The following is a 20,270-nucleotide window of genomic DNA, read 5'->3' as shown; positions in this document are numbered from 1 at the left end:
CCATTAGATTTCTAGAATTTAAGAAGACCAATATTCAAGGAACGCATGTCTAATATTTTTGAGCAGGGTTTGGAACGTAACCCAGCAAACTTTACTCCGATCACTCCACTGTTATTTCTTGAGCGATCAGCTGAAGTGTATCCAGATCGTTTGGCAATTATTCATGGCAAATTACGTCAGACTTGGAGTCAGACTTATGAGCGTTGCCGTCGCCTAGCAAGCGCTCTGCAAAAGCATGGAATTGGCTTGGGTGATACCGTTGCCGTGATGTTGCCCAATACGCCGTCAATGGTAGAGGCACATTTTGGAATTCCGATGGCTGGAGCGGTATTAAATGCCTTGAATACCCGCCTGGATCCAGAGTCAGTCGCCTTTATGCTTAATCACGGTGAGGCAAAAGTTGTGATCGTAGATCCAGAATTTTCTGGAGTAATGAAAAAAGCTCTCGAGATTGCTAAGAAAGAAAGTGGTCGTGAATTTTTAGTGATTGATGTCGAGGAAAAAGAGTTTGATGTTCCTGGCGAAAAGCTCGGCAAACTCACTTACGAAAAATTTCTGTCTGAGGGTGATCCTCAATTTGCATGGCAAGTCCCTGCGGATGAGTGGCAAGCAATTTGCTTGAATTACACCTCGGGGACAACCGGTAATCCAAAGGGCGTGGTCTATCACCATCGTGGTGCGGCAATCAATGCCGTATCGAATATTTTGGATTGGGATATCAACAAGCATCCCACCTATCTTTGGACGCTTCCGATGTTCCATTGCAATGGTTGGTGCTTCCCATGGACGATAGCAGCCCGTGCGGGTATTAATGTCTGCCTACGTCGTGTTGATGCACAACATATTTTTGCCGCCATTAAGGAGCATGGTGTTACGCATTACTGCGCCGCCCCGATTGTGCACAACCTATTAGTGAATGCCCCTGATGAATTAAAAGAAGGTGTGCCTGCTGGCGTGAAGGGTCTAATCGCTGGTGCCGCACCTCCTGCCTCCATCATCGAGGGCATGGAAAAGCTCGGCTTTGATTTAACCCACGTATATGGGTTAACCGAAGTCTATGGTCCCGCAGCAGTTTGTGTGAAGCAGGATGAGTGGAATGAGCTTGATATTGGAGAGAGGGCTCGCCTGAATGCTCGTCAAGGTGTTCGCTATCACATGCAGCAAGCAATCGCCGTTCTTAATCCGGAAACCCTCGAACCCGTTCCCGCTGACGGCGAGACGATGGGGGAGATTATGTTCAAGGGCAATATCGCCATGAAGGGTTATCTGAAGAATGAGAAGGCAACCAAAGAGGCTTTTGAGGGCGGCTGGTTCCATTCGGGAGATTTGGCGGTAATGAATCCCGATGGTTACGTGAAGATGAAAGATCGCAGTAAGGACATCATCATCTCTGGTGGGGAAAATATTTCCTCTGTAGAGGTTGAGGATGTTCTCTATCGTCACCCGGCAGTCATTGCTGCTGCAGTAGTTGCCAAGCCCGACGATAAGTGGGGTGAGACACCTTGCGCCTTCTTAGAAATTAAGCCTGGCATGGAAGTGACGCCCGCTGACATCATTGCTCATTGCAAACAGCATCTGGCTGGTTTTAAGGTGCCAAGAGCCATTGTGTTTTGTGAGCTACCCAAGACCTCTACCGGGAAGATCCAGAAGTTTGAATTGCGCAAGCAGGCCGGATCCGCTTCAGCAATCGACGTCTAGCCTTACTTGGTGCTAGACGGATAAAATAGAAAAGTTACTCAAAAATAGAGAATTCAGCATGAAAATCTTAGTAGCAGTAAAGCGTGTCGTTGATTACAACGTCAAAATTCGGGTGAAATCAGATAACTCTGGTGTCGATCTAGCAAACGTCAAAATGAGCATGAATCCTTTTGATGAGATTGCAGTTGAAGAGGCTGTTCGATTAAAAGAGGCTGGAGTTGCTACTGAGGTACTTGTAGTTTCTGCTGGCCCTACTCAATGTCAAGAAACTCTCCGTACTGCTTTAGCGATTGGCGCTGATCGCGCTATCTTAGTTGAGACTGATGCTGAGTTACAGCCATTGGCAGTGGCGAAAATTCTTAAGGCGCTATCTGAAAAAGAGCAGGCACAGATCGTCATTCTGGGTAAACAAGCAATTGATGACGATAGCAATCAGACAGGTCAGATGCTGGCTAGCTTAATGGATATTCCGCAAGCAACTTTTGCCTCCAAAGTCGTTGTTGCCGACGGCAAAGCAAATGTGACTCGTGAAGTTGATGGTGGTTTAGAAACGATTGCAATTACTTTGCCGGCAGTCATTACAACTGACTTGCGTTTGAATGAGCCGCGCTATGTGACTTTGCCAAACATCATGAAAGCCAAGAAGAAGACCTTGGAAATTGTGAAGCCTGAGGAGCTGGGAGTTGACATTGCTCCACGCCTTAAAACCCTCAAAGTGGAAGAGCCGCCAAAGCGCTCTGCTGGTGTGATGGTGGCTGATGTAGCAGCTTTGGTAGATAAACTTAAAAATGAAGCGAAGGTGATTTAAATGGCCGCACTCGTTATTGCTGAACACGACAATCAATCTTTGAGGGCAGCTACGCTTAATGCGGTAGCGGCCGCCTTGCAGTGCTCCCCTGAGGTGGATGTATTGGTTGCTGGTAGTGGTGCCGATACCGCTGCTTCCGCTGCCGCTCAAATCGCTGGAGTGCGCAAAGTGATTCAAGTGGATGCTACATCTTTGGCTGACCAACTCGCTGAACCTTTAGCTGCGCAGATTCTCTCCATTGCTAATGACTATAGCCATATCCTGGCGCCCGCAACTGCCAACGGCAAGAACGTATTGCCACGCGTTGCTGCTAAGTTGGATGTAGCGCAGTTATCGGATATCACCAAAGTTATCTCGCCTGATACCTTTGAGCGTCCGATTTATGCAGGTAATGCTATTGCTACTGTCCAGTCTAGCGATCCAGTCAAGGTCATTACGGTTCGTACTACCGGGTTTGATCCGGTCGCTGCAAGTGGTGGATCTGCCGTAGTAGAAAAAGCATCAGCTGCTGACAGCAAATCTCAATCCTCTTTTGTTGGTCGTGAGTTGACGAAGTCGGATCGTCCCGAGCTTACTGCTGCCAAGATCATCGTATCCGGTGGTCGTGGTTTAGGTTCCGGAGAGAAATATCAAGAGATTGTTGTACCTTTAGCGGACAAGCTGGGTGCAGCTCTTGGGGCATCACGTGCCGCAGTGGACGCGGGCTATGTTCCAAATGACTACCAAGTGGGTCAGACCGGCAAGATTGTTGCTCCGCAGCTGTATATCGCAGTAGGCATCTCTGGTGCAATTCAGCATCTAGCCGGTATGAAAGACTCTAAAGTAATCGTAGCGATTAATAAGGATCCTGAAGCACCAATCTTTAGTGTTGCAGATTACGGCTTAGTTGCGGATTTAAATACTGCCGTTCCTGAATTGACTAACTTACTCGGTTAAGGCGACTCAGGATATCTTTTTAACCATCTTTACCCCCGATCCATAGGAATACTTATGCCGTATGTAGCCCCAGTTAAAGACATGCTGTTTGTGATGAACGAACTAGCGGGGCTATCTGAGGTTGTTTCCTATCCCTCCTATGTTGAGGCAGGTGCTGATGTCGATTTAGCCCCAGCGATTCTGGAAGAGTCTGCCAAATTTAATCAAGACGTTGTAGCACCTCTCAATTGGCCAGGAGATCAACACCCTAGTTCATTAAAGGACGGGGTCGTCACTACTTCTCCTGGTTTCAAAGAGGCTTTTGAACAATTTGCTGCAGCAGGTTGGCAGGGTGTTGTTCACCCTGCAGAGTTTGGCGGTCAAGGCTTGCCTAAGCTGATTGCCACCGCCTGCTTTGAGATGGTGCATTCAGCTAGTTTGTCGTTCGCCTTATGTCCGATGTTGACTGATGGTGCGATTGAGGCTTTATTGACTGCAGCAAGCCCTGAGTTACAAGAGCGCTATGTACCTAAGATGATCTCTGGGGAGTGGACTGGATCCATGTGCCTCACTGAGCCTCAAGCAGGCTCCGATTTATCGATGGTTCGTTCTCGTGCCGTGCCTGATGCTGACGGCACATACAAAATTTTCGGTACCAAGATCTACATCACCTATGGTGAACACGATATGGCAAAGAATATTGTCCATCTCGTATTAGCTAGAACACCAGATGCACCAGAAGGCGTGAAGGGCATCTCTTTATTTGTGGTGCCGAAGTTCTTGGTGAATGCGAATGGTTCGCTAGGCGAGCGTAATGATGTTCATTGTGTCTCGATAGAGCACAAGCTTGGCATCAAGGCCAGTCCAACAGCAGTCTTGCAGTTCGGCGATCATGGCGGTGCAATCGGCTACTTAGTTGGCGAAGAAAATCGTGGCCTGGAATACATGTTTGTCATGATGAACGCCGCTCGCTTTGCAGTTGGTATGCAAGGTATTGCAGTCGCAGAGCGCGCATATCAAAAGGCAGTGCAGTACGCCAAGGACCGAGTTCAGAGTCGCGATCTAGCTGGCTCCCCAGGTCCTGTGGCAATTATTCATCAGCCCGATGTGAAGCGGATGCTGATGACTATGCGTGGCTACATTGAGGCATCTAGAGCCTTGGCGTATTACGCCGCAGCTGCATACGATGCGCAGCATGCATCCCCAGATGAAGTGGCTCGCAAGCAGAATCAAGCGATATATGAATTCCTGGTTCCAATTGTGAAGGGTTTCTCCACCGAGATGTCAATTGAGGTTGCCAGTTTAGGTGTGCAGGTGCATGGCGGCATGGGTTTCATTGAGGAGACTGGCGCAGCACAACACTATCGTGATGCTCGTATTCTGACGATCTATGAAGGCACTACAGCTATTCAGGCAAATGATCTGATCGGTAGAAAAACAGTGCGTGATGGTGGCGCAACTGCAAAGCTGTTCTCTGAAAAAATCCAGCAAACTGAAAAAGATCTCGCAAGCAGCGGCACCGCAGATGCAAAGGCTGTTTTAAAGCAATTAACTGCAGCACGAGAAGTATTTGAATCCTCGGTGGCTTACATTGTGTCGAATGCAAAAACAGATATCAAAGCAGTGTATGCAGGTAGCTTTGCTTATTTACGTTTATGTGGCTTGGTATTGGGCGCATGGCAGATGGCACGTGCTTTATTGGCTGCGCAAGAGTTACGGGCGGGCGATCCCAATTTCTATGATGCCAAGATTGCCACGGCACGCTTTTTTGCAGAAAATCTATTGCCGCAATCTCAAGCTCTCGCAACATCGATTCTTGAGAGTGGGCAATCTACTAATGCGCTGACAGCGGAGCAGTTTTAAGGCTTAAATAACTTTCATTGCCAGTCAAAAAGCTATCCGCGTTACTGGGATAGCTTTCTTGCTTCCTGAAGCTGGGAGATGAAGAATTGCTCAAATGCAATTGCTAAGAAGGTCATCATCACACCGGCACCAAATACCAAAGAAAAAATCACAGTCAGCACAACTGGCCAGCCCGACCTAGTTGCTCTACTGGGCTCTAGGTTCGGGTTAAATTGTGCGTCCCACTTTTCATCTGCACGTAAGCCATAAGCGATTGTCGTTAGCCAGCTTGCCTCAAAAGTAATAAAACCAAAAGTGATTAACACCCAGCCCGGCGCAGAGTGGAAGTGTGTATCTTTTAGGATCAACCAACCAGCAATTCCGCCAATAAATGAAAATAGTTGTGCCCAACCCCAAAAGGATTTCAATCCTTGCAAATAAAAACAGTTAAAGCCGGTACCGGGAAAAAATAATCCGAGTGAGCAGAATAGGAGTTTGTATTTTTTCATGCTGACTTTCAGTAATGGGTCTATATCAATATTGATTTATTTTGCAGAATTATTTTTTTGCATGAAGCTTAAAACTTCACGATCCGCGCCAATCATCAAGAGCTGATCGCCGTTGCGCACAATGGAGCGGTAATCATTCAATTCATAGAGAAAGTCATTCTCTAGCTCCATGCGTTGTGGTGTACAGGCCATCTTTGTGGCGGCTATTTGATCCAGCGTAAATCCTCTGGCATCTTCAGTAATGCGAGCGGTAAAGCGATTGCAGCCTGTAGATCCACTCACACGCTCAGCATTGGCATCAAAGATGATTTGGATTGGGTTGCTATTGTCGCCCTGAGGGATTTGTCGGGCACGAACCTCACCTTTGGCATTGGGTGCGAGATTCCAGCGGACTAGCTCCCATTTGGTATTTCGGAATTCACTGCTTGGAGGGCTGGTTTTAGCGTTGCAGGACGGAATGACATTGGCGCAGGCAGTCAAAAAACCTAAGCCGAGGCAAGAAAGAATGAGAAAAAAGCGCTTTATAGGACCTCTGGAGGGGCTAAAAATGGCAGTTTTCATGGTGATATTTTTGTAAGTTATTGTTTTTAATAATTATTTTTTAATTAACTATCATCTATTCTACTGTTGAAGCTAAAAGAGTGCCCACTTAAATAGGTGGATCAAGTAGGGGTTTTCGTCTAGAATATGAGGTTTTCCGCTATACCGTGCATTTGTTTTATTAATTTGCTCAGTTAGTTGGAGCCCAAGATTTTGTAGTAATTTCATTGGGTTGTAATCAACCTGTTTTCATTTTAGATTTTAAGGAATAAGTATGGTCGTCATTCGACTGGCACGCGGCGGTTCAAAGAAGCGCCCTTTTTATAGCATCGTGGCTACAGACAAGCGCAATCGTCGCGACTCGAACTTTATCGAGCGTATTGGTTACTTCAATCCACAGGCAGCAGCGACTGAGCAAGCAATGCGTATTGCTCAAGATCGTTTGACCTATTGGACTGGTGTTGGCGCGCAGATTTCTCCAACAGTAGTTCGTTTGATCAAAAATAATCCTGCTGTCTAAAGACTTTATATCCAAAGGCTTTCTCTTAGTGACAAAGTCTTTGGTAGCAGAATTGACTTGTAGTGTTATTTGGGGAGTTGAGGTGGCTTCAATATGAATACACCTTCCCTAGATGATTTGATTGAGCTCGGTGCAGTTCAAGACGCTCAAGGCTTACAGGGTCAGATTAAGGTTCGCCCTCATTCTTCCGATCCCGTAGCACTCTTATCTAGCAAAGAACTTTGGTTATCTCTCATTCCTCGACGGAGTGCTGGAGTTGCTCCATCTCATGAGCAGGCTTCATTAAAGCCATACAAGGTGAAGCAAGCCAAGATGCATAGTGGCAATGTAGTGATTGCCTTGGACGGTATTACAGATCGTGATCAAGCTGAAGCCTTAAAAGGTGCTCGCATCTTAGTTGCGCGTGAAGTGTTTCCAAAGGCGGAGAGCGATAGTTATTACTGGGTTGATCTCATTGGCTGCAAAGCAATCAATCTCGAAGGTGAGAGCCTAGGTGAGGTGATTGACGTCAACGATAACGGCGCCCATGGAATCATCGCTCTTGGTGATTCAGAAACCAAAACAGTAAAACAGCTAGTGCCTTTCGTAAAAGAGGTGGTACAAAACGTAGATCTGCCAAACAAGCTCATTACTCTGGATTGGCAGCCCGACTGGTAATCTGCACTAAATGCAATTAGTCATTGATCTTCCATTTCCAATATGCGATTTGATGTAGTCACCTTATTTCCTGAAATGTTCTCTGCATTAACGCAGTGGGGCATCACTGGGCGCGCCTGTGAACAAGGTCTTGCCAGCGTCAATCTCTGGAATCCAAGGGATTATTGTCTCGATCCTCGCAAAACTGTTGATGATCGCGCCTATGGTGGCGGTCCAGGTATGGTCATGATGGTCAAACCATTGGAAGATGCGATATCTGCTGTTAAAGCAGCCCATCAAGCTCAAAATGTCGCTTCTGGGCCAATTTGCCTCTTGGCACCCCAAGGCGAGGTCTTTTCCCAGAAGATAGCGGCAGATATTCTTAATTACGGCAATTTAACCTTTATTTGCGGTCGATATGAGGCTGTAGACCAGCGTTTTATCGATCGCAACGTTGATTTACAGCTTTCTATGGGGGATTTTGTGGTTTCTGGCGGAGAATTACCCGCTATGACCATGATGGATGCTGTCATGCGCCTCATTCCTGGCGCCTTGGGTGATGTCGAATCTACTATCCAGGACAGCTTTATTAATGGTCTTTTGGACTATCCGCACTACACCCGCCCTGAAATATATGAAAATTTATCTGTCCCGGACGTGCTTTTAGGCGGACATCACGCTAAAATAGCGGATTGGCGTCGGCAGAAGTCTTTGGAGCTGACGCTAAGGCTTAGACCTGATTTAATTAAATCAGCAAGAGCTAATGGGTTGCTAAGTAAAGAAGATGAGCAATTTCTTCGAACGCTGTAAGTAATTATGGTTTTGAATGAAGTGTTTGTGTTTTGATTTAGTGAAATGGTTTTAACTGCATCCTCTGTCTGGTCCGTTGATGAAAGTCTCGGGATTAAACGCTGACAAGATGTTTAAGGATTAATAATGAATTTGATCGAAAAAATTGAGCAAGAAGAAATTGCTCGCTTAAGTGCTAACAAAGTACTTCCTACTTTCGCTCCTGGCGACACAGTAGTTGTTGGCGTAAACGTAGTTGAAGGTACACGTAAGCGTACCCAGGCCTTTGAAGGCGTTGTGATTGCTAAGCGCAATCGCGGACTGAATTCAAGCTTTATCGTTCGCAAGATTTCATCTGGCGAAGGTGTAGAGCGTACATTCCAAACTTACTCACCATTGATCGCTAGCATTGAAGTGAAGCGTCGCGGTGATGTACGTCGTGCCAAGTTGTACTACTTGCGCGATCGTTCAGGTAAGTCTGCACGTATTAAAGAAAAACTTCCTGCACGCAAAGTTAAAGCAGTTGCTGAGACTGTAGCGGAATAAGGTTTGCTTTAATCCAAAGAGAAGGCGGCCTAGGTCGCCTTTTTTATTGCCCTAAAATAAGCTAATGACTCAGAATCAGAAACCCCAAGAGCAAAAATTGAGTGCAGCCACTCCATTGAGCTTTGATGCGCAGGCGATTCCGATTCATGAGGTATGCGCAGATCAACCCAGGGTAGCTGACCATCATTTGCATCCAGTGAATCTGAAAAATCGTTTTCAGATTCCACCTGCTTGGCAGCCAGAGATCACCGATGAAAATCGACAGGTCATTGCGGCAGGCATTATTCAAAATCGCCAAGCTGCTGGAAAAATAACCCAGGCAGCGGTGCTCATCCCTTTGCTGTTGAAGGCTGATGGACTGTCGGTGCTGCTAACCCAAAGGACCGATCATTTACACGACCATGCTGGTCAAATTAGCTTTCCAGGTGGACGGATGGATCCGGGTGATTCCAGCCCTAATGACACCGCTTTACGAGAAAGTGAAGAGGAAATCGGCTTGGATAGGCAGGGGGTGGAAATCATTGGCCATTTGCCTCAGTATTTAACGGTTTCGGGCTATAGTGTGACGCCAGTTGTGGGATTGGTAAAACCTCAGGCAGAATATGCCTTAGATGCTTTTGAAGTTGCAGATGTTTTTGAAGTGCCTTTACATTTTTTAATGGACCCTGCAAATCATCAAGTGCGAGTCTGGGAGAGTGATCAGGGTAGTCGTCGGTTTTATTCAATGCCCTATGAAAATCGTTTTATCTGGGGTGCTACTGCTGGTATGTTGCGTAACCTTTATCATTTATTAAAAGTATGACTTTCTTTTCTATTCTCTTTGCCCTCATTGCTGAGCAATATCGCCCAGTAACTTCGACCCATTGGATCGCGCGCATGAGCGCTCGCTGGTTAGATTGGGTCGCCGGTGAATTCGGTGGCAAGACCGAAGAAGGCGCGAGCCCAGTAGGTGCTCGTATGGCATGCTTGGTCGCATTTATTCTGCCAACGTTTTTAGTATTTGTTCTCTACGTTGTCTTCATGGTGACCTTTCCAATTTTAGGTTTCATATGGAATGTATTAATCGCCTACTTATTTTTTGGTTTTCGCCAATTTAGCCACTCCTTCACGCTAGTACATGAAGCAATTGCTAATCATGATTTGCCAGCAGCACGCGCAGCCTTGGGTGAGTGGTATGGCCCTGAATTAGATGCCTCCAATCTCACAGAGACTGAAGTCATTTCACTTGCACTAGAGCGTGCCATTATTGGTTCGCATCACCATGTTTTTGGTGTGCTGTTCTGGTTCCTAATGCCAATGGGCCCAGCAGGCGTGGTCTTGTACCGCTTAGCTGATACAGCTGCTCAGCGCTGGTCAGAAAAAGGTGACTTCAATTTAAGTGAAGCGGCGCGTCATTTCTTCTACGTTTTAGATTGGGTGCCTGCTCGCATCACAGCGATGGGCTTTGCGATTGTCGGTAACTTTGAGGGCGCAGTCTATGCATGGCGTCATTTGACTGGCAAATGGTCCGACTCTTTATCAGCAGTGATCTTGGCATCTGGTAGTGGTGCTCTGGGTGTTCGTTTGGGTGAGCCTATGAGCGAGCCTGATAGCGATGAAGCTTTGCGTATGGCTGAAGCTGGTGAGCCCGTTGTTTACGAAGTAGGCCTTGAGCCGAATGAGCGCACGATGCGCTCTGCAATTGGTTTGGTGTGGCGCTTAGTTATCGCTTGGATGGCTTTATTGCTAATGCTGACCATCGCTCTTTGGCTTGGCTAATTCCCTGAATCTGCGTATCGGCCGTTTTTGAGTCGGACCGCAATTGCCTAAATAGCGCCAGTCTTTCTGGCGCTATTTCATTTCTGTCCACAGCTTCTCGTATTGCACAGTCCGGCTCAGATTGGTGAGCGCAGTTATGAAAGCGACACTTGCCCAGCAGATCATGAAACTCCCTAAAGGCATGTTCTAACTCGCTGACAGACATATGCGCCAAGCCAAACTCCTGAAAGCCAGGGGAGTCAATTAGGGCGCCCAATTTGCCGCTAGCATCACGCCCCCAAGCCTCGGGTAGCTCAAAGTAGCGACAGGCAGTTGTAGTGTGTTTACCGGTATCCAAGCGAACTGAGTACTCTTGAGTAATCGCTGCTGCATTCGGAACCCAGGCATTCAGTAGGCTGGATTTGCCCATACCAGATTGACCAACAAACACAGATACCTTGCCGCAAATAGCGGGGCGCAATGCTTCGATGGAGGCCTCATCAAACTTAGCGGATACCTCTGTTACGGGGTAGCCCATGCATGCATAGGGTGCAATGATCTTGCGCGCGTGCTCTAAGTTATCTTTGAGGTCGCATTTGTTGAGGAGAATGTGCAAACCAATTTGGTTTGTCTCTGCAGCAACAACTGCTCTTCCCAAAAGGTCAGGGGAGAAAGCGGGTTGCGTAGCCAGCACGACTAATATTTGATCGACATTTGAGGCGATGAGCTTGCTTTTAAAGGCATCAGATCGATAGAGTAAATTTTCTCGTGGTTCGATGCGAATAATGCGTGCTTGATCTACTGAGGTCATCTCCAGGAGCATGCGATCACCTACTGCACCAATGTGTTGCTTGGCTGGCGTACTTACCTGAATTAATTCACCGAGAGGGGATTCATTTCCACGCTCATCCTTGACCAATCGCTGCGCTAAATAATGCCTTCCATAGGAGGCTGTGAGTAGCGCATGAAATTGTTCCATCAACTAAATATTCCGGGTTACTCAGTTGAAACGTTTGAGATTGGCAATGCGTAATGGAGCAGGGGGGTGCGAACTATAAAAAGCGGTATAGATCGGATCTGGCGTTAAGGTCGATGCGTTGCCTTGATAGAGCTTGACTAAGGCGGAGATCAAATCTGCTGCAGAGGATTTATCTGCAGCAAAACCATCTGCTTCATATTCATGTTTACGTGATGCCAAGCTCGATAGCGGAGTCAGGAAGAAGCTAAAGACGGGCGATACCAACATGAAGAGTGCTAAGGCTAGGCCGCCGTTATAGCCATTGGGGTTGGGCATCACACCAAGATCGCTATAGAACCAAGGCTGAGTGCTGATCCAGCCTAGGAGTGCGAATGTCACAAAGCTCAAAGCAAAGGAAACTAGCAAGCGCTTGCGAATATGGTTGCACTTGTAGTGGCCAAGTTCATGAGCTAGTACGGCTTCCACTTCACCAGGGTTTAGCTTTTCAATCAAGGTATCAAAAAATACGATGCGCTTAGCTTTACCCATGCCGGCAAAAAATGCATTACCGTGCGCACTGCGTTTGCTGCCATCCATCACAAACAGGCCCTGACTGGCAAAATCACAACGTGTTAGCAGAGCTTCGATTTGGGTCTTTAGTGCACCTTCTTCTAGTGCTTCAAACTTATTAAAGATAGGCGCGATAAAGGTTGGAAATATCCACTGCATCAATAGGCTGAAAACAGTAAGAACGCCCCACGCCCATAGCCACCAAAAGTCACCTGCTTGAGCCATCAAGCTGAGAATGACCCAGAGCAGTGGAACGCCAATTGCGCCACCAACACCTAAACCCTTGAACATGTCGCTAAAAAAGAGCTTGGCATTCATGCGATTGAATCCAAAGCGCTCTTCTAGGTAAAACTGTTTGTACCAAGAGAAGGGTAGGTCAATAACTCCGGAGATCAGGACGATGGATATCAAGAGAGCCATTTGCTGTGCAATGCCCTCTCCCAATAATTGCAGAAGAGAGAAGTTCAAGATCTGTAAGCCGCCCAAGAGCGTGAAGCCCATCAAAACAATTGCACTGAAGCCATTCTCTAAAATACCGAGGCGTAGTTTGGCAATCGTATAGTCGGCAGCTTTTTGGTGTTCGGCCAGAGAGATCTGTGAGGCGAACTCAGCGGGCACCACATCACGGTTGAGTGCAACGTGACGAATTTGGCGTTGGGATAACCAGTGGCGTAGACCAAAGCTGGCGATGAAGGCGATTAGAAAAACAATTGTGAATGTCATGAGATGATTATAGATATGAGTGAAAAAACAAGTACCCCTGCACCAAAGGCGGCGCCAGCCAATGAACACCTGATTTGGGTGGATATGGAGATGTCGGGTCTAGACCCTGAAAAAGAGCGCATTTTGGAAATTGCTGTCATCGTGACCGATGCACACCTCAATACCATTGCTACTGCCCCAGTTTGGGTGGTTCATCAGGATGACGCCTTATTAGATGCGATGGATGCTTGGAATAAGGGCACTCATGGACGCTCCGGCCTGATTGAGAAGGTTAGGGCCTCAACTACAGACGAAGCTACTGCTGAAGCTGAATGCATCGCTTTTTTAAAGAAATACATCAAACCTGGAATTGCGCCAATGTGTGGCAATACGATTGGTCAGGATCGTCGTTTTATGGCGAAGTACATGCCAAAACTAGAGGCGTTCTTTCATTATCGAAATATCGACGTTTCTACCCTCAAGGAGCTTTGTAAGCGTTGGCACCCTGAGTTAGTAAAGGGCTTCACTAAAAAGCAGGCTCATACCGCCTTGGCAGACATTGAAGAGTCCATCGAGGAGCTTAAGTACTATCGAGAAAAATTTATCGTGCCCTTACCGGAATAATTCAGCATCTATTAGCGTGCAATATAAAAAGGGTCCATTACTGGACCCTTTTTATCTACCCTTTAGGATGCCTTACTTCTTGATGGCGCTTTTGGGTCTATAGACTTTAATAACGGATTCATGGGTTTGGATAATGGGGCCGCCAAAAAGTTCAATGCAGTAAGGCACTGAGGCAAAAATACCCTGCACGATGGATTTACCCTCAGCATCTTTGAGGCCTTCAAGGGTTTCTTTGATGGATTTAGGTTGACCTGGCAAATTAATGACAAGGGCGGTGTGCCCTTCGATTTCTCGTAAAACGGCAGTTTGACGCGACAAAATAGCAGTTGGTACAAAGCGTAGGCTAATTTGACGCATTTGCTCGCCAAATCCGGGCATTTCCCGGGTTCCCGCATCGATTGTGGCCTCAGGGGTTACATCTCTTCGGGAGGGGCCTGTGCCGCCTGTGGTGAGGACTAAATCGCAACCTAATTCATCTGCCAGTTCTACGATGGTTTCGGTGATTACTTCCCGCTCATCCGCGATCAGGCGCTCATGAAAGACATAGGGTGTGCTGAGGGCGCTTTCCAGCCATGTTCGGAGGGCAGGAACCCCTTCATCGGTGTATACGCCTTTACTCGCTCGATCGGAGATCGAGATTAAGCCAATTTTGATTTCGTCAGGGGTGGATCTTTTCCAAGCTTCGGTATGCTTCATGTTTCTATTCTAGCTATTATTAGGGCATGTTTACATACTCATCAAATCAGTTTCAAGAAATCATTGATTTCATGCTCACGGAAGCCAAAAGACGGGGCGCCTCAGATGCGGTGGCAGAGGTTTCTGAGGGACAAGGTCTTTCGGTTACTGTTCGCAAGGGCGAGGTGGAGACCATTGAGCAAAGCCTGGATAAGCAGGTTGGTGTCACGGTCTTTTTGGGTCATCGCCGCGGTAATGCCAGTACAAGCGACTTCTCCAAAGGTTCCCTGAAGGCAACGGTTGAAGCTGCGTACCATATTGCCCAACATACAGCCGAAGATCTTTGTGCTGGCCCAGCTGAAAAAGAGCTCCTCGAAAAACATCCCCTCGATCTCGATCTATTTCACCCGTGGAATTTAGATTCGGCAACAGCGATTGATATTGCACGCACTGCTGAGGGTGCCGCCTTTGCGGTTAGCAAGCAAATTCAAAATAGCGATGGTGCATCGGTATCCGCACATCACGCGCATTTCATGATGGGGACTAGTCACGGATTTATGGGTGGCTATCCATTCTCTCGCCACTACATTTCGTGCGCGCCGATTGCAAATGAGGGCGGCAAAAAGTCACTCATGCAAAGAGATGACTGGTATTCAAGCTCACGCATCCCTGAAGAGTTGGCCAATCCAGCTGCGATTGGGAAATACGCGGCAGAGCGTGCACTCTCACGTCTTAAGGCGAGGTCATTAACTACTCGACGCTGCCCAGTGATCTTTGAAGCGCCCTTAGCGGCTGGCCTACTTGGTGGATTGGTACAGGCTGTTTCTGGTGGTGCTCTTTATCGTCGCTCCAGTTTTTTATTGGATAGCCTAGGCAAACAAGTCTTGCCAAAGCACGTTAGCCTTTTTGAAAACCCTCACCTGAAGTCGATGACAGGAAGCGCACCGTTTGATGAAGAGGGTGTGAAAACTAAAGCTAGAACTGTGGTGGATAAGGGTGTGTTGCAGGGCTATTTCTTATCTACTTACTCCGCCAGAAAACTGGGTATGAAAACCACCGGCAATGCTGGTGGCTCCCATCATCTCAGCTTACAAAGTCGCAAGACGCCTAAAGGTGGATTGCCTGCGCTCTTAAAAGAAATGGGGACTGGCCTACTGGTGACCGAGCTCATGGGGCAAGGCGTCAACTACGTTACCGGAGATTACTCTCGTGGCGCTTTTGGTTATTGGGTAGAGAACGGCGAGATTCAGTATCCGGTGGAAGGAATTACGATTGCTAGCAACTTGCGCGATATGCTGATGGATATTCAGATGATTGGTAGCGATTCATTGATCCGCGGAACCAAGGAGACTGGCTCCATCTTGATTGGGTCAATGACTGTTGGTGGTAAATAAAACATCAATTAAAGAATATAAATAAAAAAGTAAATTATTTTGGAGGAGAAAAAGATGCAAAGACGTTCCTTTTTAAAGAAGGCCACCATTGGCGCAGGCGCGGCAGCACTAGCGGCCCCATCTATTGCACAGAGTTTGCCAACGCTCAATTGGCGTTTGGTCTCGAGTTTTCCTAAATCCTTAGATACCTTATTTGGAACGCCGGAAGTATTTGCCAATGCCTTGCGTAAAGCAACAGACGGTAAATTCAATGTCAAAGTATTTGCAGCTGGCGAAGTAGTGCCTGCCTTACAAGTATTGGATGCGGTACAGAATGGCACCGTGGAGTGTGGGCACACGGCTAGTTATTACTATTTAGGTAAGAACAGTGCATTTATTTTTGATACTGCTGCCCCCTTTGGTATGACAGCGCGTCAGCAAGCAGCTTGGATGCTGCATGGTAATGGCATGAAGTTAATGCGTGAGCTTTACGCTAGTTACAACATTGTGAACTTCTTGGGCGGGCAAACTGGTACTCAAATGGGTGGTTGGTTCCGCAAAGAAATTAAATCTCCAGAAGATCTCAAAGGGCTTAAATTCCGTATCGCCGGCTTTGCTGGACAAGTGCTTGCAAAGCTAGGGGTAGTGCCTCAACAGCTCCCTGCGGGCGAAATTTATTCAGCTCTAGAAAAAGGCACGATTGATGCTGCAGAATTTGTTGGTCCTTACGATGATGAGAAATTGGGTTTAGCTAAGGTAGCAAAGAATTACTACTACCCCGCATTCTGGGAGGGCGCGGCTGGCCTTTCATTCTTAGTCAACAAGAAACAGTGGGATTCATTGCCACCTGCATACCAGGCTGCATGGCAGGCAGCATGTTTTGAGGCTCACACTGATATGTGTGCGAAGTACGATGCTTTGAACCCGCCCGCATTGCAGCGCTTGGTTCAAGGTGGGGCAGTATTGCGAAAATTCAATACCTCAGTAATGGATGCCTGCTTTAAAGCTAGCCAGGAAACCTATGCTGAAGAATCAGCTAAGAATCCTCAGTTCAAGAAAATCTTTGAAGACTATCGTGCCTTCAGGAACATGGAGGCACAGTGGTTCGGTGTCGCTGAGCAGGCATTTGCACAGTACAGCTTCACCAAGAAGCTTTGAGATGCCAAGAAATAAGGGGGCGTTTCGCCCCCTTATCTGTATTTGTGGAGTCACCCTAAAACTTCCAGTTGAAATCCAATAAATTCTGTAGCGGAGCAGAAGAAATTGCCATTGGCCCTAGGAATGGGTGGATGTATAGAATCAAAAAGTACACGGCACCAGCAATGGTGAGGCCTAAAAAAATGGTCATCACAATGTGCGTACGCTTTGATTGCATCTTAAATAAGCAGGAAAAAAATAGAAATACAAAAGAGCTGCTGATGAGCCCAAACCATGCCGGATACGCTAGAGCGAACTGAGCGTTATAAATTCGACTGCGTCGTAGTTCTGCGTATTCTATGGCGAGCTGAAGTAATTTTTGATGTGCATTAATTTGGCCGGGATTCTGAGGTTGGTATTTAATGAGATCAAGCTCTAGTTCTAATAATTGTTTAAATGCCTTCACACTGAATTTATCTTGACTTAAAAGAGGCCACTCCTCATCTATGACAGTTTTTGTGTAAGCTCTCAGAGCTTGCTTTCCAGATTGATCAAACTCTGGTGGGAATGCTGAGTAAAGTCGATACATATTATTGAGGTGGTTGGCTTCCTTCGCCACTGAATCGCTTACATTGTTATAGCTTTGCCAAACCAGCACGGTAATAAAGGCAAATAAGATGCTGTATATGACACCCATCGCGTTATAGATATAACCAGCGTAGGGACCATCATCACCAAATAAATATTTCGGCGAAATTTTTTGAAAGAAATAAAATACGACGAAGCAAAGCGTTAAGACAATTGCAATGAGTTCCACCCGTAGCATGACATCCGAAGACTCAAGCATCATTCTTAAAACGGGAAAACTCATGGCTTAGCTCCTTGGATCGAATATTCGATGCTTTAGGTGGATGTGACGCTGGGCGGACTACTTTCGCTCAAGTGCAAGGAAATTAAAGTGAATATCACCTTCGGATGAGGGCGTTCTTTCAACCTCTTTCCATTGCTCAGGATTGGGAACCTCAAAGAAGGTATCTCCGCCATCAACATCGATCTCTATTTCGGTGATGAAGAGGCGATCAGCCTTGGGGAAAGCTTGTGTAAATAACTGCTCTCCACCAATCACAAATACCCTCGGAAACTCACTCAAATTACTCAGTGCTGCATCCAGTGAGTTCACTACTTCTGCGCCAGTTAGTTGTAAGTCAGGATTCCGACTGACTACGATGTTACGGCGCCCCGGCAATGGGCGGCCAATAGATTCCCAAGTCTTGCGCCCCATGATGACGGGGTGACCCATAGTCACTTTTTTGAAGAACTGCAGGTCAGCGGAGATCTTCCAAGGCATTTGATTATCACGACCAATCACGTGGTTGCGCGAGCGGGCAACAATCATCGAGATGGCGGGGTGCTTAGATGCAGTCATGGGTAATTTAATTTCTTAAACAGCTACAGGAGCTTTAATGGCGGGGTGGGATTCATAGCCAGCAATTTCAAAATCTTCGAATTCATAGTCAAAAATAGAATCTGGCTTGCGCAAAATATTGAGCTTAGGTAGCGGGAAGAAATCTCTCGAAAGCTGCAGATCCACTTGCTCTAAATGGTTGCTATAGAGATGGCAGTCGCCACCAGTCCATACAAAATCGCCCACCTCTAAGTCGCACTGCTGCGCCATCATGTGGGTGAGAAGGGCGTAGCTAGCAATATTAAAAGGTACGCCTAAGAAAATATCGGCACTGCGTTGATAGAGTTGGCAGGAAAGCTTGCCATCAGCAACATAGAACTGAAAGAAGGCATGGCACGGTGCTAAAGCCATACGAGGAATATCAGCTACGTTCCACGCAGAAACAATAATGCGACGAGAATCAGGATTCTTTTTAAGGGTCTCTACGACTTCGGCAATCTGATCGATATGCTGACCATTCGGCGCAGGCCATGAGCGCCATTGATAGCCATAAATCGGACCTAGGTCACCGTCAGGTGCTGCCCATTCATTCCAAATAGAAACACCGCGTTCTTTAAGCCAGTTGTTATCAGTGCTGCCCTTAAGAAACCAGAGTAATTCCAGGATGATGGATTTGAGATGCAGCTTCTTGGTAGTGACCATCGGAAAACCTTCGGCCAAATTAAAGCGCATCTGGTGTCCGAAGATGGAGATCGTTCCTGTTCCGGTTCTATCGGATTTTTGGACGCCTTTTTCGAGGACTTCCTTCATGAGATTGTGATATTGACGCATAGGTTTATTCGGCTAAATGATTCAGTGATATTAAGAGCTTACTCGAATGTCGGCGGGCTTACCCCAAGGGCTTTATGAAGCTTTGGGGAGGTGGTGGTGTACTGGAGTTGAATCTGCTTTTCAGGGGCTAGATAGGCTGCTGCAGCAAAGGCTGCCAAGGCTGCCTCATGAAAGCCCGACAAAATTAGCTTTTTCTTACCGGGATAGATATTGATATCTCCAACGGCGTAAATACCGGGGGTGCTAGTCTGAAAGCAGGCCGTATCCACAGCAATTTGCTTACGATCGATATCGAGACCCCAGTCAGCAATAGGGCCTAGTTTGGGGGAGAGACCGTAAAACAATAAGAGTGCATCTAAGTCAATGTTTTGAACTTCACCATCAATATTGGTGACGGCAATTTCTGTGAGTTTGTCGTCAGAGGTTTCAAGACCGGTAATTTGTCCAATGATGAGTTGCATCTTGCCGGTGGCGCAAAGCGCGCGCATCTTGGCGACTGATTGAGGTGCCGCCTTGAATTCATCTCTGCGGTGAATTAATGTCACATTGGCTGCTTGATCGGAAAAATGCAATGCCCAGTCCAAAGCAGAATCTCCACCACCACAAATCACCACACGCTTACCTACAAATTGCTCAGGATTTCTGACTCGATAGAAGACTTGTTTATCTACAAATGCCTCAATGCCATCCAGATTGAGCGTACGCGGTTGAAATGCGCCGACACCAGCAGCAATAAAAACAGCTTTTGTTAAAAACTGCTGATCTTGAGAAGTCTTTATTAGAAAGCGTCCATCAGCCTGCTTCTCAAGTGTAGAGACCTCTTGATTTAAGTGAAACTGAGGTGCGAATGGCTCGATTTGTTTTAGTAGATTACTCACCAGCTCACGCCCAGTGCAAACGGGGATTGCTGGAATATCGTAGATTGGTTTATCTGGATAGAGCTCGATACATTGACCGCCTACTTCGGGTAGGGAGTCAATGACATGCGCTTTAATTTCTAGAAGCCCAAGTTCGAAGACTTGGAAGAGCCCCACCGGACCGGCGCCAATAATGACTGCATCGGTTTCAATGGGGGAGTGCAATTTACTTTACCAGTTGGTCAAGTTTATTTTTAACGTCTTTCCACTCTTCTGCCTCAGGGAGGGCAGCTTTGGATTTAGTAATCGATGTCCATGAGGGTGACAACTCAGCATTTAACTTGATGAATGCCTGCTGATCTCCTGGAACATCATCTTCTGCATAAATTGCACTCACTGGACACTCAGGTACGCATACTGCGCAATCGATACATTCATCTGGATCGATCACTAAAAAGTTAGGGCCTTCACGAAAACAATCGACTGGGCAGACATCAACGCAATCGGTGTATTTGCAACGGATACAGGCTTCGGTAACGACATAAGTCATGATGTTTTACGGGTGAGGAGCCTAGATCAATAGGCCGACAAGTTATAA

The 20,270-nt window shown here is 46.8% G+C and carries 23 protein-coding genes; 13 read left to right on the top strand and 10 right to left on the bottom strand.

The genetic code is table 11. The features are described 5' to 3' along the window. Positions 1-45: 45 nt before the first annotated feature. From ICN16_RS03840 to ICN16_RS03825, 4 genes are read left to right on the top strand one after another with little or no spacing between them, the layout of a single operon-like run. Entirely contained in the window at positions 46-1,698 is a 1,653-nt protein-coding gene (locus ICN16_RS03840; RefSeq protein WP_216134278.1) for an acyl-CoA synthetase, read from the top strand. 58 nt (positions 1,699-1,756) lie between these two features. Further along, positions 1,757-2,506, top strand: coding sequence for an electron transfer flavoprotein subunit beta/FixA family protein (locus tag ICN16_RS03835; protein ID WP_216134275.1), 750 nt, complete (start codon positions 1,757-1,759; stop codon positions 2,504-2,506). Next, the gene (locus ICN16_RS03830) at positions 2,507-3,442 is read left to right on the top strand and encodes an electron transfer flavoprotein subunit alpha/FixB family protein (RefSeq protein ID WP_216134272.1); all 936 of its coding nucleotides are present in this window, start codon (positions 2,507-2,509) and stop codon (positions 3,440-3,442) included. Between the two features lie 54 nt (positions 3,443-3,496). Then, a complete protein-coding gene (locus ICN16_RS03825) occupies positions 3,497-5,284 on the top strand; it encodes an acyl-CoA dehydrogenase (RefSeq protein WP_216134269.1) in 1,788 nt (595 codons plus the stop codon). A gap of 41 nt (positions 5,285-5,325) precedes the next feature. Here ICN16_RS03825 and ICN16_RS03820 read toward each other — a convergent pair whose 3' ends face one another. Both ICN16_RS03820 and ICN16_RS03815 read right to left on the bottom strand, forming a co-directional pair. Continuing rightward, on the bottom strand, positions 5,326-5,772 hold the full coding sequence (locus ICN16_RS03820; protein ID WP_216134267.1) for a hypothetical protein: 447 nt from the start codon (positions 5,770-5,772) through the stop codon (positions 5,326-5,328). A 36-nt stretch (positions 5,773-5,808) separates the two neighbouring features. Then, entirely contained in the window at positions 5,809-6,333 is a 525-nt protein-coding gene (locus ICN16_RS03815) for an META domain-containing protein (protein ID WP_216861864.1), read from the bottom strand. Positions 6,334-6,586: 253 nt separating this feature from the next. Between ICN16_RS03815 and rpsP the strand changes: the two genes are divergently transcribed. From rpsP to ICN16_RS03785, 6 genes are all read left to right on the top strand, one after another. Further along, a complete protein-coding gene (gene rpsP, locus ICN16_RS03810) occupies positions 6,587-6,832 on the top strand; it encodes a 30S ribosomal protein S16 (RefSeq protein ID WP_011902362.1) in 246 nt (81 codons plus the stop codon). 93 nt (positions 6,833-6,925) lie between these two features. Next, complete coding sequence (gene rimM / locus ICN16_RS03805; RefSeq protein WP_216134264.1) at positions 6,926-7,489, top strand: ribosome maturation factor RimM; 564 nt, start codon at positions 6,926-6,928, stop codon at positions 7,487-7,489. A gap of 42 nt (positions 7,490-7,531) precedes the next feature. Continuing rightward, a complete protein-coding gene (gene trmD / locus ICN16_RS03800) occupies positions 7,532-8,278 on the top strand; it encodes a tRNA (guanosine(37)-N1)-methyltransferase TrmD (RefSeq protein WP_216134245.1) in 747 nt (248 codons plus the stop codon). A 126-nt stretch (positions 8,279-8,404) separates the two neighbouring features. After that, entirely contained in the window at positions 8,405-8,803 is a 399-nt protein-coding gene (rplS, locus tag ICN16_RS03795; RefSeq protein ID WP_215375214.1) for a 50S ribosomal protein L19, read from the top strand. Between the two features lie 64 nt (positions 8,804-8,867). After that, the gene (locus ICN16_RS03790) at positions 8,868-9,605 is read left to right on the top strand and encodes a CoA pyrophosphatase (protein ID WP_216134243.1); all 738 of its coding nucleotides are present in this window, start codon (positions 8,868-8,870) and stop codon (positions 9,603-9,605) included. Next, positions 9,602-10,561 carry a CobD/CbiB family protein gene (locus ICN16_RS03785; RefSeq protein ID WP_216134241.1) on the top strand — a complete coding sequence of 320 codons (960 nt, stop codon included), beginning with the start codon at positions 9,602-9,604 and terminating at the stop codon, positions 10,559-10,561. The genes ICN16_RS03790 and ICN16_RS03785 overlap by 4 nt, the downstream gene beginning before the upstream one ends. Here ICN16_RS03785 and rsgA read toward each other — a convergent pair. After that, positions 10,506-11,519: a ribosome small subunit-dependent GTPase A gene (rsgA, locus tag ICN16_RS03780; protein ID WP_216134239.1), complete on the bottom strand. Its 1,014-nt coding sequence runs from the start codon at positions 11,517-11,519 to the stop codon at positions 10,506-10,508. The two genes, ICN16_RS03785 and rsgA, sit on opposite strands and share 56 nt — an antisense overlap. 21 nt (positions 11,520-11,540) lie before the next feature. After that, the gene (locus tag ICN16_RS03775; RefSeq protein WP_216134237.1) at positions 11,541-12,791 is read right to left on the bottom strand and encodes a M48 family metallopeptidase; all 1,251 of its coding nucleotides are present in this window, start codon (positions 12,789-12,791) and stop codon (positions 11,541-11,543) included. Positions 12,792-12,806: 15 nt separating this feature from the next. Between ICN16_RS03775 and orn the strand changes: the two genes are divergently transcribed. After that, positions 12,807-13,394, top strand: coding sequence for an oligoribonuclease (gene orn / locus ICN16_RS03770; protein ID WP_216134235.1), 588 nt, complete (start codon positions 12,807-12,809; stop codon positions 13,392-13,394). A gap of 72 nt (positions 13,395-13,466) precedes the next feature. Here the strand turns inward: orn and mog are convergent, their stop codons facing one another. Beyond that, positions 13,467-14,090, bottom strand: coding sequence for a molybdopterin adenylyltransferase (gene mog / locus ICN16_RS03765; RefSeq protein WP_216134233.1), 624 nt, complete (start codon positions 14,088-14,090; stop codon positions 13,467-13,469). A gap of 26 nt (positions 14,091-14,116) precedes the next feature. Between mog and pmbA the strand changes: the two genes are divergently transcribed. Then, the gene (gene pmbA, locus ICN16_RS03760; RefSeq protein ID WP_216134230.1) at positions 14,117-15,463 is read left to right on the top strand and encodes a metalloprotease PmbA; all 1,347 of its coding nucleotides are present in this window, start codon (positions 14,117-14,119) and stop codon (positions 15,461-15,463) included. Between the two features lie 54 nt (positions 15,464-15,517). Further along, positions 15,518-16,600, top strand: coding sequence for a TRAP transporter substrate-binding protein (locus ICN16_RS03755; RefSeq protein ID WP_216134227.1), 1,083 nt, complete (start codon positions 15,518-15,520; stop codon positions 16,598-16,600). 55 nt (positions 16,601-16,655) lie between these two features. Here the strand turns inward: ICN16_RS03755 and ICN16_RS03750 are convergent, their stop codons facing one another. The 5 genes from ICN16_RS03750 to fdxA are packed head-to-tail and all read right to left on the bottom strand — an operon-like array spanning position 16,656 to position 20,222. After that, complete coding sequence (locus tag ICN16_RS03750; protein ID WP_216134224.1) at positions 16,656-17,450, bottom strand: DUF4239 domain-containing protein; 795 nt, start codon at positions 17,448-17,450, stop codon at positions 16,656-16,658. Positions 17,451-17,507: 57 nt separating this feature from the next. Beyond that, a complete protein-coding gene (locus tag ICN16_RS03745) occupies positions 17,508-18,005 on the bottom strand; it encodes a dihydrofolate reductase (RefSeq protein WP_216134221.1) in 498 nt (165 codons plus the stop codon). A gap of 15 nt (positions 18,006-18,020) precedes the next feature. Next, positions 18,021-18,815 (bottom strand): thymidylate synthase, encoded by a 795-nt coding sequence (locus tag ICN16_RS03740; protein ID WP_216134218.1) that lies wholly within the window; start codon positions 18,813-18,815, stop codon positions 18,021-18,023. Positions 18,816-18,853: 38 nt separating this feature from the next. Continuing rightward, entirely contained in the window at positions 18,854-19,897 is a 1,044-nt protein-coding gene (locus ICN16_RS03735) for an NAD(P)/FAD-dependent oxidoreductase (protein ID WP_216134205.1), read from the bottom strand. Position 19,898: 1 nt separating this feature from the next. Then, the gene (fdxA, locus tag ICN16_RS03730; RefSeq protein WP_216134200.1) at positions 19,899-20,222 is read right to left on the bottom strand and encodes a ferredoxin FdxA; all 324 of its coding nucleotides are present in this window, start codon (positions 20,220-20,222) and stop codon (positions 19,899-19,901) included. Positions 20,223-20,270: the final 48 nt, after the last annotated feature.

Origin of the sequence: Polynucleobacter sp. es-MAR-4 (assembly GCF_018882055.1) — a bacterium.
Classification (GTDB): Bacteria; Pseudomonadota; Gammaproteobacteria; order Burkholderiales; family Burkholderiaceae; genus Polynucleobacter.
This window is presented reverse-complemented; position numbering and strand designations above follow the sequence as displayed.

Excerpts from the sequence above, each read along its gene's own strand:
- ICN16_RS03820 (WP_216134267.1), bottom strand. The coding sequence starts at position 5,772 with ATGAAAAAATACAAACTCCTATTCTGCTCACTCGGATTATTTTTTCCC.
- rimM (WP_216134264.1), top strand. The coding sequence starts at position 6,926 with ATGAATACACCTTCCCTAGATGATTTGATTGAGCTCGGTGCAGTTCAA.
- trmD (WP_216134245.1), top strand. The coding sequence starts at position 7,532 with ATGCGATTTGATGTAGTCACCTTATTTCCTGAAATGTTCTCTGCATTA.
- ICN16_RS03785 (WP_216134241.1), top strand. The coding sequence starts at position 9,602 with ATGACTTTCTTTTCTATTCTCTTTGCCCTCATTGCTGAGCAATATCGC.
- ICN16_RS03750 (WP_216134224.1), bottom strand. The coding sequence starts at position 17,450 with ATGAGTTTTCCCGTTTTAAGAATGATGCTTGAGTCTTCGGATGTCATG.
- ICN16_RS03835 (WP_216134275.1), top strand. The coding sequence starts at position 1,757 with ATGAAAATCTTAGTAGCAGTAAAGCGTGTCGTTGATTACAACGTCAAA.
- ICN16_RS03830 (WP_216134272.1), top strand. The coding sequence starts at position 2,507 with ATGGCCGCACTCGTTATTGCTGAACACGACAATCAATCTTTGAGGGCA.
- pmbA (WP_216134230.1), top strand. The coding sequence starts at position 14,117 with ATGTTTACATACTCATCAAATCAGTTTCAAGAAATCATTGATTTCATG.
- rpsP (WP_011902362.1), top strand. The coding sequence starts at position 6,587 with ATGGTCGTCATTCGACTGGCACGCGGCGGTTCAAAGAAGCGCCCTTTT.
- ICN16_RS03775 (WP_216134237.1), bottom strand. The coding sequence starts at position 12,791 with ATGACATTCACAATTGTTTTTCTAATCGCCTTCATCGCCAGCTTTGGT.
- ICN16_RS03740 (WP_216134218.1), bottom strand. The coding sequence starts at position 18,815 with ATGCGTCAATATCACAATCTCATGAAGGAAGTCCTCGAAAAAGGCGTC.
- ICN16_RS03755 (WP_216134227.1), top strand. The coding sequence starts at position 15,518 with ATGCAAAGACGTTCCTTTTTAAAGAAGGCCACCATTGGCGCAGGCGCG.
- ICN16_RS03825 (WP_216134269.1), top strand. The coding sequence starts at position 3,497 with ATGCCGTATGTAGCCCCAGTTAAAGACATGCTGTTTGTGATGAACGAA.
- fdxA (WP_216134200.1), bottom strand. The coding sequence starts at position 20,222 with ATGACTTATGTCGTTACCGAAGCCTGTATCCGTTGCAAATACACCGAT.
- ICN16_RS03790 (WP_216134243.1), top strand. The coding sequence starts at position 8,868 with ATGACTCAGAATCAGAAACCCCAAGAGCAAAAATTGAGTGCAGCCACT.
- ICN16_RS03745 (WP_216134221.1), bottom strand. The coding sequence starts at position 18,005 with ATGACTGCATCTAAGCACCCCGCCATCTCGATGATTGTTGCCCGCTCG.
- rplS (WP_215375214.1), top strand. The coding sequence starts at position 8,405 with ATGAATTTGATCGAAAAAATTGAGCAAGAAGAAATTGCTCGCTTAAGT.
- ICN16_RS03815 (WP_216861864.1), bottom strand. The coding sequence starts at position 6,333 with ATGAAAACTGCCATTTTTAGCCCCTCCAGAGGTCCTATAAAGCGCTTT.
- mog (WP_216134233.1), bottom strand. The coding sequence starts at position 14,090 with ATGAAGCATACCGAAGCTTGGAAAAGATCCACCCCTGACGAAATCAAA.
- ICN16_RS03840 (WP_216134278.1), top strand. The coding sequence starts at position 46 with ATGTCTAATATTTTTGAGCAGGGTTTGGAACGTAACCCAGCAAACTTT.
- rsgA (WP_216134239.1), bottom strand. The coding sequence starts at position 11,519 with ATGGAACAATTTCATGCGCTACTCACAGCCTCCTATGGAAGGCATTAT.
- orn (WP_216134235.1), top strand. The coding sequence starts at position 12,807 with ATGAGTGAAAAAACAAGTACCCCTGCACCAAAGGCGGCGCCAGCCAAT.